This is a genomic window from Streptomyces monomycini (assembly GCF_022271435.1).
GTDB classification, from domain to species: domain Bacteria; phylum Actinomycetota; class Actinomycetes; order Streptomycetales; family Streptomycetaceae; genus Streptomyces; species Streptomyces monomycini.
This window is the reverse complement of the sequence record NZ_JAFIQY010000026.1, coordinates 99,489-114,302: the sequence shown is the minus strand read 5'-3', so window position 1 is coordinate 114,302 and position 14,814 is coordinate 99,489. Positions and strand designations below refer to the sequence as shown.

The window sequence follows — 14,814 nt, the reverse complement described above, 5'->3', positions numbered from 1 at the left end:
CGCCCCGCCCCGCCCGGCGCCCCGCGCCCCCCCCCGCCCGGCGCCCCGCACCCGCCTCGCGGCAGGGGCCCGAAAAGATCACGAATCGGGCTGTGCTTGACTGGAGACAGACCCTTTCGGTTGTCGTCGTGAAGAAGGTCCGCCCGTGAGTAGCCAGAAGTTCGCCACGCTCCGCTACACCGCCCTGCGTCTGGGGATCTTCGTCGTGTGCTTCGCGCTGGTCTGGGCGCTGGCGTACTTCCACATCATCCCGCTCGGCGTGGGCAGTTCCAACGCCGTGTGGCTGCTGCTGCTCGCCATCGTGATCTCCGCGCCGCTGAGCTTCGTGCTGCTGCGCAAGCAGCGGGACGCGATGTCCGAGCAGATCGTGCAGAAGGTGGACCGGCAGAAGGCCCGCATCGCGGCCAGCGCCCGCCAGGAGGACGGTCTCCTGTAGCCCGCCCGCCGGCGCTGCAAGGCGCCTCACAGCCGACGGATGCCCCGCCGAGGAGAACACTCCTCGGCGGGGCATCACGCGTTCCACCAGCCACTCCGGCCCCTCCCGCTGCTCGGGCCCAAAGAATTTCTTTGGGTTCCCCAAAGTTCAAGTGTTAACGTGTTCGACATGAAGACAGCAGCAGCGCACCACCACACCACGGGCGTCCCGCTCGTGGCGCGCCTGCACGTCGATCTTTGCCGCTGCATGTCCGCGGCCTGTTGCCGCCGCTGACTCCTTCACCGCAGCGGCCGGAGATCCCGTACGGATCGATACGGACCTCCTTTCTCCTGGCGCTGTCCGCCGTTTCCTCACCTTTCGACGCCTGTCTGTCCCCGGAGTGTGTCCGTTGTCCACCACGTCTTCCGAGACCGAGCGGTCGCCCGAGACCGCCAGAACCTCCCGCCGCATACCCAAGGTCCCCTTCTGGGCCCAGATCCTGCTCGGCCTGGTCCTGGGCGTGCTGCTCGGCTGGATCGCCAAGAGCGGTGACGTCTCCTGGCTCAAGACCACCCTCGACACCATCGGCAGCCTCTTCGTCCAGCTGCTCAAGCTGGCCGTGGCGCCGCTGGTCTTCTTCGCCATCCTGGTCTCGATCACCAACCTGCGGCAGGTCAACAACGCGGCCCGGCTGGCCACCCGCACCCTGCTGTGGTTCATGGTCACCTCGCTGATCGCGGTCGCCATCGGCATGGCGATCGGCCTGATCAGCAACCCCGGCGCGGGCACCGGCCTGACCCCCAAGGACGGCAAGCTCCCCGAGCACGCCGGTTCCTGGATCGACTTCCTGACCGGCATCGTCCCCAAGGACGTCATCACGCCGTTCACCGACCTGAAGGTCATGCAGATCGTCTTCATGGCGACGGTGGCCGGCATCGCGGCCCTGAAGCTGGGCGACCGCGCCGAGCCGGTGCTGCGCCTGAGCCGTTCCGCGCTGGAGCTGCTCCAGAAGGCCCTGTGGTGGGTCATCCGCCTCGCCCCGATCGGCTCGCTCGGCCTGATCGGCTACGCCATCGCGGACTACGGCTGGGACCTGATCAGCAAGTACGCGACCTTCACCGTCGACATCTACGTCGGCTGCGCGATCGTCCTGTTCGGCGTCTACCCGCTGCTGCTGTCGGTCTTCGCCAAGGTCAGCCCGCTGCAGTTCTTCAAGGGCGCCTGGCCCGCCATCCAGCTGGCGTTCGTCTCCCGCTCCTCGGTCGGCACCATGCCGCTGACCCAGAAGGTCACCGAGCGCCTGGGCGTCCCGAAGGAGTACGCGTCCTTCGCGGTGCCGTTCGGCTCGACGACCAAGATGGACGGCTGCGCCTCGATCTACCCGGCGCTCGCCGCGATCTTCATCGCGCAGATCTTCGACGTCGACCTGGGCGTCGGTGACTACATCCTGATCGCCTTCGTCTCGGTCATCGGCTCGGCGGCCACCGCCGGCCTGACGGGCGCCACCGTCATGCTGACCCTGACCCTGTCCACCCTCGGCCTCCCCCTGGAGGGCGTCGGCCTGCTGATGGCCATCGACCCGATCCTGGACATGATGCGGACGGCCACCAACGTCGCCGGCCAGGTCGTCGTGCCGATCCTGGTCTCGGCCAAGGAGAAGATCCTGGACCGCGACGCGTACGACCGTGCGGCCGGCGTGGAGCTGGAGGACGGCGTGGTCGCGGAGGCGGACGCGGAGCGGAAGGTGTCGGTACCGGCGCCTGCCGGAGCCTGAGCGCGGACACCGGCCGCGGGGCCGTGCCGGCCTGAACGCCGGACGGGCTGGGACCTCCCAGCCCGTCCGGCGTTTCGCATGCGGGAGTACGCGCCCTCGGTTCAGCCGGCCTTCGCCGTGTGCGCGAGGATCGCTTCCGCCAGTGGCCCCTGGACCGCCGGCGGCAGGGCGTGGCCCATGCCGGGGATCTCGACAAGGTGTGCGTGTCCGACGGCCTGGGCGAGGTGGTGCGGGTGCGGGGGCGGGAAGACCGGTTCGGCCGGGGCGTTGACGACCAGGGTGGGGATCCGGTTGGCGGCCAGGGCTTCGGTGCGCAGCATTCCCGAGTGGTCGGCGCGGGCCGGGGCGGTGGAGACGTCGTAGCGGCCGGTGTGCTCGATGATCCGGCGTTCCAGGGCGCGGTAGTGGCCGGGGTCGAAGGGGAGCTGTCCGCCGCTGAGGACCCGCCAGTGCTCGACGCGCCGGTCGAGTTCGGCCTCCAGGCCGTGGTCCTCGACGGGGCGGGCCCACATCTCCAGCACCTCCGGGGCGATGCCGGGCAGGTCGGCGACGGGGACCCGGACGCCGTCCGGGCGGGTGTACGGGGTGGTGCTCAGCGCGTTGGTGCCCATCAGGGTGGCGCTCAGGACCCGGTCGGGGTGGTCGGCGAGGACCAGTTGCGTCAGCATCCCGCCGAGCGACAGGCCCACCAGGTGCGCCCGCTCGACGCCGAGGCCGTCGAGGACGCGGACGATGTCCGACGCCAGGTCCGTGATGCGGTACGGCTGTTCGTCGAAGGACCAGGTGGAGCGGCCCGTGTCGCGGTGGTCGTAACGGATGACCCGGTGCTGGACGGCGAGCGCGTCCACGAACGGCTCCGGCCAGCCCAGGCCGGACGCCTGCGCACCCATGACCAGCAGCAGCGGGGGCGCGTCGGCCGGTCCGCGCTGGTCGGTCCACAGGCGTACGCCGGGGGCCGCTGCGACGAACCGCTGGTGTGCCTGGTGCATGGGGAGAGTCCTTCCGGCCGAATAAACGAGACGAGTCGTATCGTCTCGCTTGCGGAGCGATCGCGTCAAGAGGCGTCGGACAAGGCGGGAAAACGTAAACTTACTTGGCGGTAAAGGGGCGGGACGGAAGGGCAATCGGCGTGGGAGCTGTGAAGAGCAAGCGGATGCCGCGGGCCGTACGGGAGCAGCAGATGCTCGACGCGGCCGTGCTGACCTTCGCGCGGCGCGGTTACCGGGCGGCCTCGATGGACGAGATCGCCGAAGTGGCGGGAGTGTCGAAGCCGCTGGTCTATCTGTACCTGAACTCCAAGGAGGAGCTGTTCAGTGCCGTGATCCGGCGGGAGTCGGCGGCGCTCGCGGAGGCCGTACGGGCCGCGGTGGAGCCGGACGCGCCCGCCGACCGGCAGCTCTGGAGTGGGCTGAAAGGGTTCTTCGCACATACGGCCGAGCATCCGGACGGCTGGGCGGTGCTGCACCAGCAGGCCCGTACGCAGGGGGAACCGTTCGCGGTCGAGGTCGCCGCGATGCGGGCGGAGATCGTCGAGTTCGTCACCGCGATGATCGGCGCGGCGGCCCAGGAGGCGGGCTGCGGCCGGGAGCCGGCCGCGCGTGAAGTGTCCGGCCTGGCGCACGCGCTGGTGGGAGCCGCCGAATCACTGGCCGACTGGGCCAACGGCCGCGGCAGCGGGGCGGCGCCGGGGGAGCGCCCGTCGGCCAAGGACACGGCGGCGACGCTGATGAACTTCGCCTGGGCAGGGCTGGGGCGGCTGATGGACGGGGAGCGCTGGTCGCCGGGCGGGTGAGGAGGCGTACGCCCCCGGGCGTCATACGTCCGTTTCGACCCGCCCCTCCAGGTGGACGCGGGGCCGCCCGTCCGGGCCGCCGCGGAGCTGGAACGCGCCGCCGTCGCGCGTGATCTCGTACGCGTACGCGACGGTGGCGGGCAGCAGGACCGGGGAGCGGAATTCCGCCGAGATGCGCAGCGTCGCCGTACCCGGCAGCACCGCCTCGGCGGCGCAGCGCGCGAAGGTCCACATGCCGTGCGCGATGGCCCGGGGGGAGCCGAGCGGGCGGGCCGTGAGCGCGTGCAGGTGAATCGGGTTGTAGTCGCCGGAGACGGCGGCATGGCGGCGGCCGAGGTCGGCGGGCAGGCGCCAGCGGGCGCGTACGGGCAGCTCGCGGGGGCCGGGAGACGGGGGGCCGGGGCGCCCGGCCCCCGCGCCGCCCGCCGTCCGGTGCCGTGCCAGATACGTGCTCCGGTCGTGCCACACCAGCGCGCCCCCACGGCGCGCCTCGGTGGTCATCACCACCTCGGTACCGCGGCGGTGCGGTCGCAACGCGCCCGCGTACACCGTCAGTTCGAGCGTGTCGGTCGGGTGCAGCGGCGCGTACTGGGTGATCTCGATGCCGGTGTGCACCAGGCCCAGCATCGGCAGCGGGAAGTCCCGTGCGCTCATCAGCCGCGCGGCCAGCGGGAATCCGAGGATGTGCGGATAGGTGACGGGCAGCGGTTCGGTGGCGTCGTACCCGCAGACCCGGGCGTACGTGGCGGCCCGGCCCAGCCCGATGCGGACGGCGGGCAGGACGAGGCGGGTGCGCGGCAGTACGGCGTCCGGCCGCGGATGCTTGCCGAAGCCGGTCAGCACGCCTTTGGCCAGTACGGGCATGAGCCGCGGCGCGCGGGACAGGCCGGTGGTCGCGCCGCCCGGCACGTCGGCCGTCATCAGGCGCCCGGCCGGTGCGGCGCGGCCAGTGGGCGGTCCGCGCCGGGCGCCGCGCGGCGGGCGGTGACGGTCGTCCGGCGGCGGGTTCCAGGGGTGCGGAGGAGGGCCGGGGCCGTATCGGCGGGAGGAAGACGGTGCTCGGGCATTGGCCAACTCCTGGTCCTCGCGTAAATTTACTTCGAAGTAAGGTTACTGTCGGGTCAGGTGTTGGTCGAGAGCGCGAACCTGCGGGCCGCGCGCCGCCCCCGGCCGCCCAACGGGCCTGCTCCTCCGGCCCGTTGGAGTCCGCCGGCCGCTGTGCCGCGCCGGCCGCCGCGCCGCGCACACCCTGCGACCACCGTGAGACGAGGAGCCGCTCGTGTCCAGTCAGCAACGGCAAGGCGGGCCACCGGCGCCCGCTCCGGCGGAGCCCCGCACCCGGGTGCGGGACGGGGCCGTGCGGGAGGTGTCCGTACCGCCGCTGGTGGCGCCGGTGCGGACCGGTTCACTGGGAGACATCCCCTTCGACAACGCCGCGCAAGCGCCCGGCGAGGCCGTACTGGCGCGCAAGAAGGCGGGACGGGACGCCGGGGGCGCGTGGCGGGACGTGAGCGCCGCCGAGTTCGCCGCCGAGGTGCTCGCCGTGGCCAAGGGCCTGATCGCGCACGGGCTGCGGCCGGGCGACCGGCTGGCCATCATGGCCCGTACGACGTACGAGTGGACGCTGGTCGACTTCGCCGCGTGGGCGGCCGGCCTGGTCACCGTGCCCGTCTACCCGACCTCCTCGGCCCACCAGGCGCACTGGATCCTCCAGGACTCGGGCGCGGCGGCCTGTGTCGTGGAGAGCGTCGCGGAGGCCCGGCTGGTGAGCGGCGTCCGGTCCGGACTGCCCGGACTGCGCCACCTGTGGCAGCTGGACACCGGCGCCGTACCGCAGATCGTGGCGGCCGGACGGCCGGTCCCGGACGCGCTGGTGACCGAACGGCGGGCGGCCACCGGCCCGTCGGACATCGCCACCCTCGTCTACACCTCCGGCACCACCGGCCGCCCCAAGGGCTGTGTGCTGACCCACGGCAACTTCTTCGCCGAGGTGGACAACGCCATCGAACTGCTGCACCCGGTCTTCAAGTCGGTCAGCAGCGAACCCGCCTCCACGCTGCTCTTCCTGCCCCTGTCGCACGTCTTCGGCCGGATGGTCGCGGTCGGCTGCCTGCGCGCCCGGGTACGGCTCGGCCACGCGCCCAGCATCCGTACCGAGGACCTCCTCGCCGACCTGGCCGCCTTCCGCCCGACGTTCTTGCTCGCGATCCCCTACGTCCTGGAGAAGGTCTACAACACCGGCCGCGCCACGGCCGAGAAGATGGGCCGGGCCGCCTCCTTCGACCGCGCCGCCGCGATCGCGCGGCGCTACGGGGAAGCCGTCGAGGCCGAGGAGCACGGCACGGGCAGCGGCCCCGGGGTGGCGCTGAAAGCGGCCCGGCGGATGTACGACCCGCTGGTCTACCGCCGTATCCGTGCCGCGCTCGGCGGCAAGGTCCGCTACGCGATCTGCGGCGGCTCCCCGCTCGGGCGGCGGCTCGCGGCCTTCTACGCCGGCGCGGGCATCGAGATCTTCGAGGGGTACGGGCTCACCGAGACCACCGCGGCGGCCACCCTCACCCCGCCGCTCAGACCCCGGATCGGCACGGTCGGCCGGCCGCTGCCCGGCACCGCCGTACGGATAGCGGAGGACGGGGAGGTGCTGCTGCGCGGCGGGCAGGTCTTCAGCGGCTACTGGGACGCCGCGGCCGGCGGGCCGCTGCCGGCCGGGGACGTGGACGAGAGCGGAACGGGCGGGAGGGACGGCGGGGGAGCGGAGGACGCGGGCTGGCTGGCGACCGGCGACATCGGCGCGCTGGACGCGGACGGCTATCTGACCATCACCGGCCGCAAGAAGGAGCTGATCGTCACCTCCGGCGGCAAGAACGTCGCCCCGGCCCCGCTGGAGGACCGCCTGCGGGCGCACCCGCTGGTCGGCCAGTGCATGGTCGTCGGCGACGGCCGCCCGTACATCACCGCGCTGGTCACGCTGGAGCCGGACGGGCTGGCGCACTGGCGGCAGATGCGGAAGAAGCAGCAGGTGCCGTTGGCGGAACTGGTCCGTGACGAGGCGCTGCTGGCCGACATCCAGGACGCCGTGGACGACGCCAACCAGCTGGTCTCGCGCGCCGAATCGATACGCCGGTTCACCGTGCTGCCGGTCGACTTCACGGAGGAGGCCGGTCACCTCACCCCGTCCCTGAAGCTGCGGCGGGCCGCCGTCGCACGGGACTTCGGCGCGGAGCTGAAGGAGTTGTACGCGCCGGAGGCCCCGTACTGATGCTCCGTTAACTGACCGCCGGGTAACCTCGTATGCGGCCCGGCCGGTCCGGCCGGCCCGGCAGACCGGAACCCCGTGTCACCTCTGTGGGGGAAGTGGCACGGGGTTCCTCCTCGTATGCCTGCCGCTGCCGGCTCAGCCGCAGTTGCCGCCCGCCGGCTTCCCGGCGAAGCGGCCCGCCAGCCAGTCGGCGGCCGGTACGGCACCCGCGACCGCGCCGACGACGTGCTCACCCAGCGGGATCGGCGCCCACCGCACCTCGGTGCCCTTGGCGCACCAGTCAGCGCGCAGCTGCTTGCCGACGCCGTACGGGATCAGCTCGTCGAGCGTGCCGTGGTAGAGGTACACCGGCGCGTCCGGCCTGCGCGTACCGAGGTCCGACTCCCGCAGCCGCTGCTGCCAGTCGGCCTCGTACAGCGGGTTCTTGACCGTGACGTCGGAGATCTTCTTGAAGGCCCCGGCGATGGCGTCGATCGCCACGCAGTTCTTCTTCATGAAGCCGACGTGGTGCCGGCCCTTGTCGTTGAGGTATTTCGCCAGGTCCAGCTCCGGGAACGCGGCGTCCTGGCCGACGGCCGCCATCAGGATCAGGCCCGCCCCGACGTTGCCGTTGTTGAAGTCGGCGACCTTGAGTAGGTCGGCCGGGACGCCGCCGGTCGCGGTGCCCCTGACCTTCAGTTCGGGCGCGTACGTACCGTGCAGCTCGGCCGCCCAGCCGGAGGCCTGGCCACCCTGCGAATAACCCATGATCCCGACCGGGGAGTCCGGGGTGACGCCCGCCCGCACGGCACCGGGCAGCCGCTGCGCGGCGCGTGCCGCGTCCAGGACGGCCTGCCCCTCGGCGCGGCCGACGGTGTAGGTGTGCTCGCCGGGCGTGCCCAGGCCCTCGTAGTCGGTCACGGCGACCGCCCAGCCGCGGGCGGTGAGCTGCTGGATGAGGTTGGCCTCGACGGTGGTGCCCTTGGGGAAGCCGGCCGAGGGCGCGCAGTGGTCGGCGAGGCCGACCGTCCCGACGGCGTACGTGACCAGCGGGCGCGGCCCGGTGCGGCCGTCGTCCGGGACGATGACGGTGCCGGAGACGACGTTCGGGGTGCCCTTGGCGGTGGTCGAACGGTACTCCATGTGCCAGGCGCGGGTGCGGGTCGGCTGGCCCGGGAGCGGGTGGAAGGAGGTGGGGGAGGAAGCCACGACGTCGCCGGGGCGCGCGGCCGCCTGCGGGGCCGCCGGGGCGGACGGTGCGGTGGCGGTGGCGGTGGCGTTCGTGAGGCCGAGCGAGAGGGTGAGCGCCGTGACGGCGGTCACGGCGGTGGTGCGCAGCGCGCGGGACGCACGCCGGTCATGGGGGGTGTGGGGCACCATGCGGCTCTCCCAACGGTCCGGAGGACGGGGTACTTGGGGTGACCGTAGTGACTCCCGGGTAAGTACGGCGCTGACCAGGACGCTCAGCTTTGCTGACCCCAAAGGGCAGCGGCGGGCGGACGCAGCCGGTACGCGCCCGGCGTGGTCCCCGTCCACCGCCGGAACGCCCGGTGGAAGGCGGTGTCCTCGGAGAAGCCGAGCCGCGCCGCCAGCTCGGCGATCGGCTCCCGGCCCGCCGCCAGCGAGCTGATCGCCGCGTCCCGGCGCACCGCGTCCTTCAGGCGCTGGTACGAGGTGCCCTCCTCCTGGAGCCGGCGGCGCAGCGTCGCCGGGCTGACCGCCAGCCGCGCCGCGATCTCGGCCGCCTCCGGCAGCCGGGCCGGGCCGGTGGCGCGCAGGGCGAGGACGAGCGTGTGCCGTACCCGCTCGGTGACGGTCGTGCCGTACTCGCGGCGGCTCAGCAGGTCGGCGGGCGCCCGCCGCAGCATCGCCGTCAGCGCCGCCTCGTCCCGGACGACCGGCGCCGCCAGCCAGCGGGCGTCGAAGGCCGCCGCGGTGTGCGGCGCCCCGAAGCGCACCGCACAGCCGAAGAGCAGCTCGTACTCGGGCGCGTGCGCGGGGGCGGGGTGGGCGAAGCGGGCGTGGCGCAGCGGGATGCGGCGGCCGACGAGCCAGCTGGAGAGCCGGTGCCAGATGATCAGCACGGACTCGGCGAGGAAGGTGGCTTCGGGGTACGGGCGCAGATCGGTACGGATCGAGAACTCGGCGGGAGTGGGGGCGGGGGTGGAGGCGGGGGTGCTACCGGGGCTGGCAGCGGTAGCGGTGACGGGGCCGGTGGCGCTACCGGGGCCGGAGGCGCCACCGGGAGACTCCACCGTCGCCCCGGGAGACCCCACCGTCACCGTCATCTCCGGCCCGCCGGGGAACAGCCCGTAGAACCGTACGGCCCGCTCCAGCGCCGTACCGAGATCAGGGCAGCCCAGGCAGGCGAGGCCCATCATGGCGAAGGTGCCGCGGCGGCTGGGCAGCGGCCCGAGGCCCAGGAACTCGTCGTCCGTCGCCCGGTGCACCTCCCTGACCAGCCGGGCGAAGCGGTCGGCGGCGACCCGCGCCCGCTCGTCCGCGAGCAGCAGGGGCGAGATCCGCGCCGCCTGCAACAGCGGCACGACGTCCACACCCCTCCGCCGCGCACCGCTGAGTACGGCCCGCACATGGTGCACCGCGATGGTCGGCCCGGTCATGAATCTGCACGGTAGCCGCGGGGGCCGAAGAGGTCAGGAGGGCCGGAGCGCCGAAAACCCGCCTGCCCGCTTTCGTGCGGCGGGGTACGGAAAAGGCAGGAGCCCCGTCCCCTTCCCCGAAAGGAAGGAGCGGGGCTCCTTGGGTACTGCTAAGTCGACCGCGATCGGTCGGACCGGGCAACTCAGACCGGCGTGACGTTCTCCGCCTGCGGACCCTTCGGGCCCTGCGTGACGTCGAAGTTCACCTGCTGGTTCTCCTCCAGGGAGCGGAAGCCAGAGGCGTTGATCGCAGAGTAGTGAACGAAGACATCCGGGCCGCCGCCGTCCTGGGCGATGAAGCCGAAGCCCTTTTCAGCGTTGAACCACTTCACGGTTCCGGTAGCCATAAGCCCTCCTTGGGCCAAAGGGTTGCCCTGCTCCAGAACCTGCAAGAAGTCTGAAAACTACAAAAGCCTGCGGCGTCACATGCTCCGCAGGCTCTGTACTGCAAGGGAAACCAAACTGCAACTTGCGCTGAGCGTAGCACGCGGCGCTTGGAGGGCGGAAGAGCCAAAGATCACGTTTACCCGGGCGGTGCAGCGGCCACAGGCGGCCCCGCCGCATCGTCCGGCACCCTCCGGGTCTAGCCTCCGCATGTGGACAATTCAACCGTTGGAGACGCATCCGCAGGAGCCGCAGCCGACCACCGTCGGAGCCGGCCGCGGGTGGGCCACATCCAGTTCCTGAACTGTATGCCCCTGTACTGGGGCCTCGCGCGTACGGGCACGCTGCTCGACCTGGAGCTCACGAAGGACACCCCGGAAAAGCTCAGCGAACAGCTGGTGCGCGGCGATCTCGACATCGCGCCGGTCACCCTCGTGGAGTTCCTGCGGGCCGCCGACGACCTGGTCGCCTTCCCCGACCTGGCGGTCGGCTGCGACGGTCCGGTCATGTCGTGCGTGATCGTGTCGCAGAAGCCCCTGGAGGAGCTGGACGGGGCGCGGGTCGCACTCGGCTCGACCTCTCGTACGTCCGTACGACTGGCCCAACTGCTGCTGGCCGAGAAGATCGGCGTCACTCCTGACTACTACACCTGCCCGCCCGACCTCGGCGTGATGATGCAGGAGGCGGAGGCCGCCGTGCTGATCGGGGACGCGGCGCTGCGCGCGAACCTGCACGACGCGCCGCGGCTCGGCCTCCAGGTGCACGACCTGGGCCAGATGTGGAAGGACTGGACGGGGCTGCCGTTCGTCTTCGCCGTCTGGGCGACCCGCCGGGACTACCTGGAGCGCGAGCCCCTCGTCGTACGCAAGGTGCACGAGGCGTTCCTGGCCTCCCGGGACCTGTCGCTCGAAGAGGTCGGCAAGGTGGCCGAGCAGGCCGCACGCTGGGAGACCTTCGACGAGCAGGTGCTGGAACGCTACTTCACGACACTGGACTTCCGTTTCGGCCCGGACCAGTTGCGTGGCGTGACGGAATTCGCCCGCAGGACCGGAGAATCGACCGGCTATCCGGCGGATGTCCGGGTCGACCTGCTGCAGACCCCGCAGGGCTGACTTCCGTTTCCGGCGGCGAATTCCGCGCGTACGGGCCGCGTACGGGCCGCGTAGGGAACGTGTACGGAACGCGTACGGGTCGCATATGGGCGCGTACGGGCCGCGTGCGGATCACCTGCCGGACACGTGCAGAATCCGCGGGAAACGCGGGCGGAAGGTGTGCGCGAGTGGTATGTGAGCTGTGCGAGAGGCGTGCGAAAAGTGCACGAAAGGCACGGACAGCGCGTACCGAGTTGTGCGGAAGTCGTACGGGGGGGCGTACGGAAGTCGCACGGAAACGGCACGGAAGTCAGCCGGAAAGAGTAAGGAAGGCGTACGAAATGCCCGGTCGGCGCGTCAGGGGGCGGGCGTCGGGCCCGGCATCACGTTGCTGATCCATTGCATGGTTCCCTCGTCCATGCCACGGACATATCCCCGGGCGTTGTGACCGCCGCCTTCGATCACTTGCAGGCGGGTCTTGATCGGTCCCTTGCCGTATTTCTTCATGAAGGATTCCAGCTTGGCCCGGCCGCTCTCCTTGGTGCCGATCTGGAAGGCGAGGTGCACGTCCGGGGCCCCGGGCTTGGCGATCAGCTGCTTGGCCAGCTGCTCCGGGTCGTTGGCCCGCTGCTCCTTCTCGTGGCCGCGCCACAGCGGCGAGTCCGGCCGGGTGTCGGGACCGCTCGCGATCACGGCCTTGAACCGGTCGGGGTGCTGGAGCACCTGCTTGAGGCCCACGAAGGCGCCCGAGGAGGAGCCCATGAAGGCCCAGCCGTCCCGGGAGGCGAAGGTCCGGAAGTTGGCCTTGACCAGGTCGGGGACGTCGTCGGACATCCAGGTGCCCATCTTCGGCTGCCCCGGGATGTCGCTGCCGTCGTAGTAGTTCTTGTCGTCCGCGTTCAGGACCGGCATGACGACGATGAACGGCTTGCTCTTGCCCGACTTCGACCACTCGCTGATGCTGCTCTGCAACTTCAGGTCGGTTCCCATCCAGTAGTTGACCGGGTAGCCGGGACCACCGGGCAGCGCGATGAGCACCGGGAACGCGCTCTTCGCGTACTTCTCCTCGTAGTACTCCTTGGGCGCCCACACCCAGACCCGGCCCGTGAAGCCGGACTTCTTGCCGTGCAGCGTGGTCACGCCGATCTTGGTGCCGTCGTCCAGCGTGTTCGCCGTCGTGAACTGCGCCTGCGGCCCGGTGGGCATCCGCACCCCCGGCGCGGACCCGCCGGACGCCCCGCCCGTGCCGCCGGAACCGCCGGCGCCGCCACCGTCCGGGCGGGGCTGGTCGAAGGTCATCGGCTCGCCGTTGTCGGAGAAGACGTCGAAGGCGTTCAGTACGGGCACGGCGACCAGGCCCAGTACGACCACGGCAGCCCCCGTCAGCCAGAGCCGCTTCCGCCTGCCCGCACGGCGGCGCGGCGCGCGGTGCTCCCGGGCGGGGCCGTACGCGGGCCCGCCGTCGGACTCGTACCCGTACGCGGACCGGCCCCCAGGGCCGTTCGGGGGCTGCTCCCCGGGCTGGTGCTGCACGAAGGACTCCGGATGGGTGCGCTGCCCCGCAGGACAAGTCGGACGGTTGCTGGCGTTCCATCTCTTTGATGGCGAAAGCCGCTGTGCGGGTTCACCGGACCGGGCATGACCTGGGTCATAGGCTGTGCCGTGATCCGGGCCGGCAGGGGGAGGCGAAGCCATGGAGCCGCTGGGGGCGGACGATCCGCGCGTCATCGGTACGTACCGGCTGCTGGGCCGGCTCGGCGCGGGCGGCATGGGCCGCGTCTACCTCGGGCGCAGCGCCGGCGGCCGTACCGTCGCGGTGAAGTCCGTGCACGCGCAGTTCGCGGCCGACGACCGGTTCCGGGCCCGCTTCCGGCGCGAGGTGGAGTCCGCGCGCCGGGTCGGCGGCGCCTGGACCGCGCCCGTACTGGACGCCGACCCCGACGCGCCCGTCCCCTGGGTGGCCACCGGCTACGTGGCGGGCCCCTCGCTCACCCGCGCCGTCGAGGACTTCGGCCCGCTGGACGGCCCCGCCGTACGGACGCTGGGCGCCGGGCTCGCCCGGGCGCTGGCCGCCGTGCACGCCCACGGCCTGGTCCACCGGGACGTCAAACCGTCCAACGTCCTGCTCACCCTCGACGGCCCGCTGCTGATCGACTTCGGCATCGCCCGCGCCACGGACGGCAGCGCCGCGCTCACCGCCACCGGCGTCTCCGTCGGCTCCCCCGGCTACATGGCGCCCGAGCAGATCCTCGGCCAGGACGTCACCGGCGCCTGCGACGTCTTCTCGCTCGGCGCGGTACTGGCCTACGCGGCCACCGGCGCCGGCCCGTTCACCGGGGACAGCTCGGCGGCCCTCCTCTACAAGGTCGTCCACGGCGACCCCGACCTCGGCACCGCCCTCACGGGCGAACTCCGCGAGATCACCACGGCCTGCCTGGCCAAGCGCCCCGAGGACCGGCCCGCCCCGGAGGAGATCGCAGGACGGCTGGGCGGCGCGGAAGCGGACGGCGGACCGGCGCGCGCCGGCTGGCTGCCGGCGCCGCTGGTCGAACGCGTCAGCAGGCAGGCGGTGGAACTGCTGAATCTCGACGCGCGGGCGTACGGGGCGCCCGGCGTCCCTTCACACGGGGCACCGTCCGGCCTCGTCCCCTTCGACGCCCCGGCCGGCCCCGGCGCTTCCGCCCCCGCCGCCTCCGGACAGCAACCGACCTACATCCCGCCCCAGCCCCACCATCACCCGCATCCCCACCCCCACCCCCACCCCTCTTCCCACCCCTCCTGGCCAACCGCCGGCGCCGCCCCCACACAGCCCCCGCCCCCACCGGAAGCACCCGCCCAGCCCATTTCCCAGCCCACCTCCAGGGAACGCCGCCTCTCCCTCAAGGGAGTCCTCGGCAGCAGTACCCCGGGGCGCCGCCGGATGAGCTGCACGCTGGTCCTGTCCGTGGCCGGTGCGCTCGCCGCCGCGACGACCGCCGCGTTCGTCTTCCAGCTGCTGCCCGGCCAGGGCGAGGGCGGCGGCAGGGACGCGGCCGCGAAGCCGCCCGGCAGCGGGCAGACCCCGTCGCCCGGCGGTTCCCGGCCCGGGGAGCCGGCCGTCCCGAAGTCCTTCCTCGGCACCTGGACCGGCACGGTCGTCACCCGTCACAACATCCCCAACGGCACCATCACCAGCACCATCGCTCCCGGCGCCAAGGGCGAGTACGTCGTCCACACCTCGTACGACTTCCTGATCGCCCGGTGCGCCGCCAAGGCGAAGCTGGTGTCCGCCACCGCCACCACGCTGACCCTCCGGGAGCGCACGGACGGCAAGCCCGGGCCCGGCTGTACGGGCGCCGAGGCGGCCGTCACGTACACGCTCGGCAAGGACGGCACGCTCTCCTTCGCCTCCGACGACGAGGCGGGCGGCCGCCCCCGCGCCACCATGAAGAAGACCGGCGGCTGACCCCCGGGAGGAACC

13 protein-coding genes are annotated in these 14,814 nt (G+C 72.2%); 6 read left to right on the top strand and 7 right to left on the bottom strand.

Annotation, left to right across the window (positions count from 1 at the left end; all coding sequences use genetic code 11):
• Positions 1–145: 145 nt before the first annotated feature.
• On the top strand, positions 146–436 hold the full coding sequence (locus tag JXZ78_RS26170; protein ID WP_030017847.1) for a DUF4229 domain-containing protein: 291 nt from the start codon (positions 146–148) through the stop codon (positions 434–436).
• Positions 437–824: 388 nt separating this feature from the next.
• The gene (locus JXZ78_RS26165) at positions 825–2,189 is read left to right on the top strand and encodes a dicarboxylate/amino acid:cation symporter (RefSeq protein WP_030017848.1); all 1,365 of its coding nucleotides are present in this window, start codon (positions 825–827) and stop codon (positions 2,187–2,189) included.
• Positions 2,190–2,290: 101 nt separating this feature from the next.
• Here JXZ78_RS26165 and JXZ78_RS26160 read toward each other — a convergent pair whose 3' ends face one another.
• The gene (locus tag JXZ78_RS26160; RefSeq protein ID WP_030017849.1) at positions 2,291–3,178 is read right to left on the bottom strand and encodes an alpha/beta fold hydrolase; all 888 of its coding nucleotides are present in this window, start codon (positions 3,176–3,178) and stop codon (positions 2,291–2,293) included.
• Positions 3,179–3,318: 140 nt separating this feature from the next.
• On the opposite strand from JXZ78_RS26160, the gene JXZ78_RS26155 reads away from it, so the two are divergent.
• Positions 3,319–3,981, top strand: coding sequence for a TetR/AcrR family transcriptional regulator (locus JXZ78_RS26155; RefSeq protein WP_030017850.1), 663 nt, complete (start codon positions 3,319–3,321; stop codon positions 3,979–3,981).
• 21 nt (positions 3,982–4,002) lie between these two features.
• Here JXZ78_RS26155 and JXZ78_RS26150 read toward each other — a convergent pair whose 3' ends face one another.
• Positions 4,003–4,902 carry a MaoC family dehydratase gene (locus tag JXZ78_RS26150; protein ID WP_167745382.1) on the bottom strand — a complete coding sequence of 300 codons (900 nt, stop codon included), beginning with the start codon at positions 4,900–4,902 and terminating at the stop codon, positions 4,003–4,005.
• Entirely contained in the window at positions 4,902–5,048 is a 147-nt protein-coding gene (locus JXZ78_RS26145) for a hypothetical protein (RefSeq protein ID WP_238783382.1), read from the bottom strand. Before JXZ78_RS26145 ends, JXZ78_RS26150 begins: the two co-directional genes overlap by 1 nt.
• A gap of 212 nt (positions 5,049–5,260) precedes the next feature.
• Here JXZ78_RS26145 and JXZ78_RS26140 point away from each other — a divergent pair, with 212 nt between their 5' ends.
• The gene (locus tag JXZ78_RS26140; protein ID WP_030017852.1) at positions 5,261–7,240 is read left to right on the top strand and encodes an AMP-dependent synthetase/ligase; all 1,980 of its coding nucleotides are present in this window, start codon (positions 5,261–5,263) and stop codon (positions 7,238–7,240) included.
• A gap of 135 nt (positions 7,241–7,375) precedes the next feature.
• Here the strand turns inward: JXZ78_RS26140 and JXZ78_RS26135 are convergent, their stop codons facing one another.
• The 3 genes from JXZ78_RS26135 to JXZ78_RS26125 all read right to left on the bottom strand — a co-directional run bounded on the left by JXZ78_RS26135 (position 7,376) and on the right by JXZ78_RS26125 (position 10,226).
• Positions 7,376–8,599, bottom strand: coding sequence for a lipase family protein (locus JXZ78_RS26135; RefSeq protein WP_030017854.1), 1,224 nt, complete (start codon positions 8,597–8,599; stop codon positions 7,376–7,378).
• A gap of 83 nt (positions 8,600–8,682) precedes the next feature.
• Positions 8,683–9,840, bottom strand: a complete 1,158-nt coding sequence (locus JXZ78_RS26130) for an AraC family transcriptional regulator (protein WP_050502057.1) — start codon at positions 9,838–9,840, stop codon at positions 8,683–8,685.
• 182 nt (positions 9,841–10,022) lie between these two features.
• Positions 10,023–10,226, bottom strand: coding sequence for a cold-shock protein (locus JXZ78_RS26125; RefSeq protein WP_003984261.1), 204 nt, complete (start codon positions 10,224–10,226; stop codon positions 10,023–10,025).
• A 249-nt stretch (positions 10,227–10,475) separates the two neighbouring features.
• Between JXZ78_RS26125 and JXZ78_RS26120 the strand changes: the two genes are divergently transcribed.
• On the top strand, positions 10,476–11,375 hold the full coding sequence (locus JXZ78_RS26120) for a menaquinone biosynthetic enzyme MqnA/MqnD family protein (RefSeq protein WP_078623967.1): 900 nt from the start codon (positions 10,476–10,478) through the stop codon (positions 11,373–11,375).
• 336 nt (positions 11,376–11,711) lie between these two features.
• Here JXZ78_RS26120 and JXZ78_RS26115 read toward each other — a convergent pair whose 3' ends face one another.
• Complete coding sequence (locus JXZ78_RS26115; RefSeq protein WP_030017857.1) at positions 11,712–12,887, bottom strand: alpha/beta hydrolase; 1,176 nt, start codon at positions 12,885–12,887, stop codon at positions 11,712–11,714.
• A gap of 160 nt (positions 12,888–13,047) precedes the next feature.
• Between JXZ78_RS26115 and JXZ78_RS26110 the strand changes: the two genes are divergently transcribed.
• Entirely contained in the window at positions 13,048–14,799 is a 1,752-nt protein-coding gene (locus JXZ78_RS26110) for a serine/threonine-protein kinase (protein ID WP_238783381.1), read from the top strand.
• Positions 14,800–14,814: the final 15 nt, after the last annotated feature.

Bases quoted from the DNA above. Each gene is read 5' to 3' on its own strand.
- JXZ78_RS26150 (WP_167745382.1), bottom strand. From the start codon at position 4,902: ATGACGGCCGACGTGCCGGGCGGCGCGACCACCGGCCTGTCCCGCGCG.
- JXZ78_RS26110 (WP_238783381.1), top strand. From the start codon at position 13,048: ATGGAGCCGCTGGGGGCGGACGATCCGCGCGTCATCGGTACGTACCGG.
- JXZ78_RS26130 (WP_050502057.1), bottom strand. From the start codon at position 9,840: ATGACCGGGCCGACCATCGCGGTGCACCATGTGCGGGCCGTACTCAGC.
- JXZ78_RS26135 (WP_030017854.1), bottom strand. From the start codon at position 8,599: ATGGTGCCCCACACCCCCCATGACCGGCGTGCGTCCCGCGCGCTGCGC.
- JXZ78_RS26145 (WP_238783382.1), bottom strand. From the start codon at position 5,048: ATGCCCGAGCACCGTCTTCCTCCCGCCGATACGGCCCCGGCCCTCCTC.
- JXZ78_RS26125 (WP_003984261.1), bottom strand. From the start codon at position 10,226: ATGGCTACCGGAACCGTGAAGTGGTTCAACGCTGAAAAGGGCTTCGGC.
- JXZ78_RS26160 (WP_030017849.1), bottom strand. From the start codon at position 3,178: ATGCACCAGGCACACCAGCGGTTCGTCGCAGCGGCCCCCGGCGTACGC.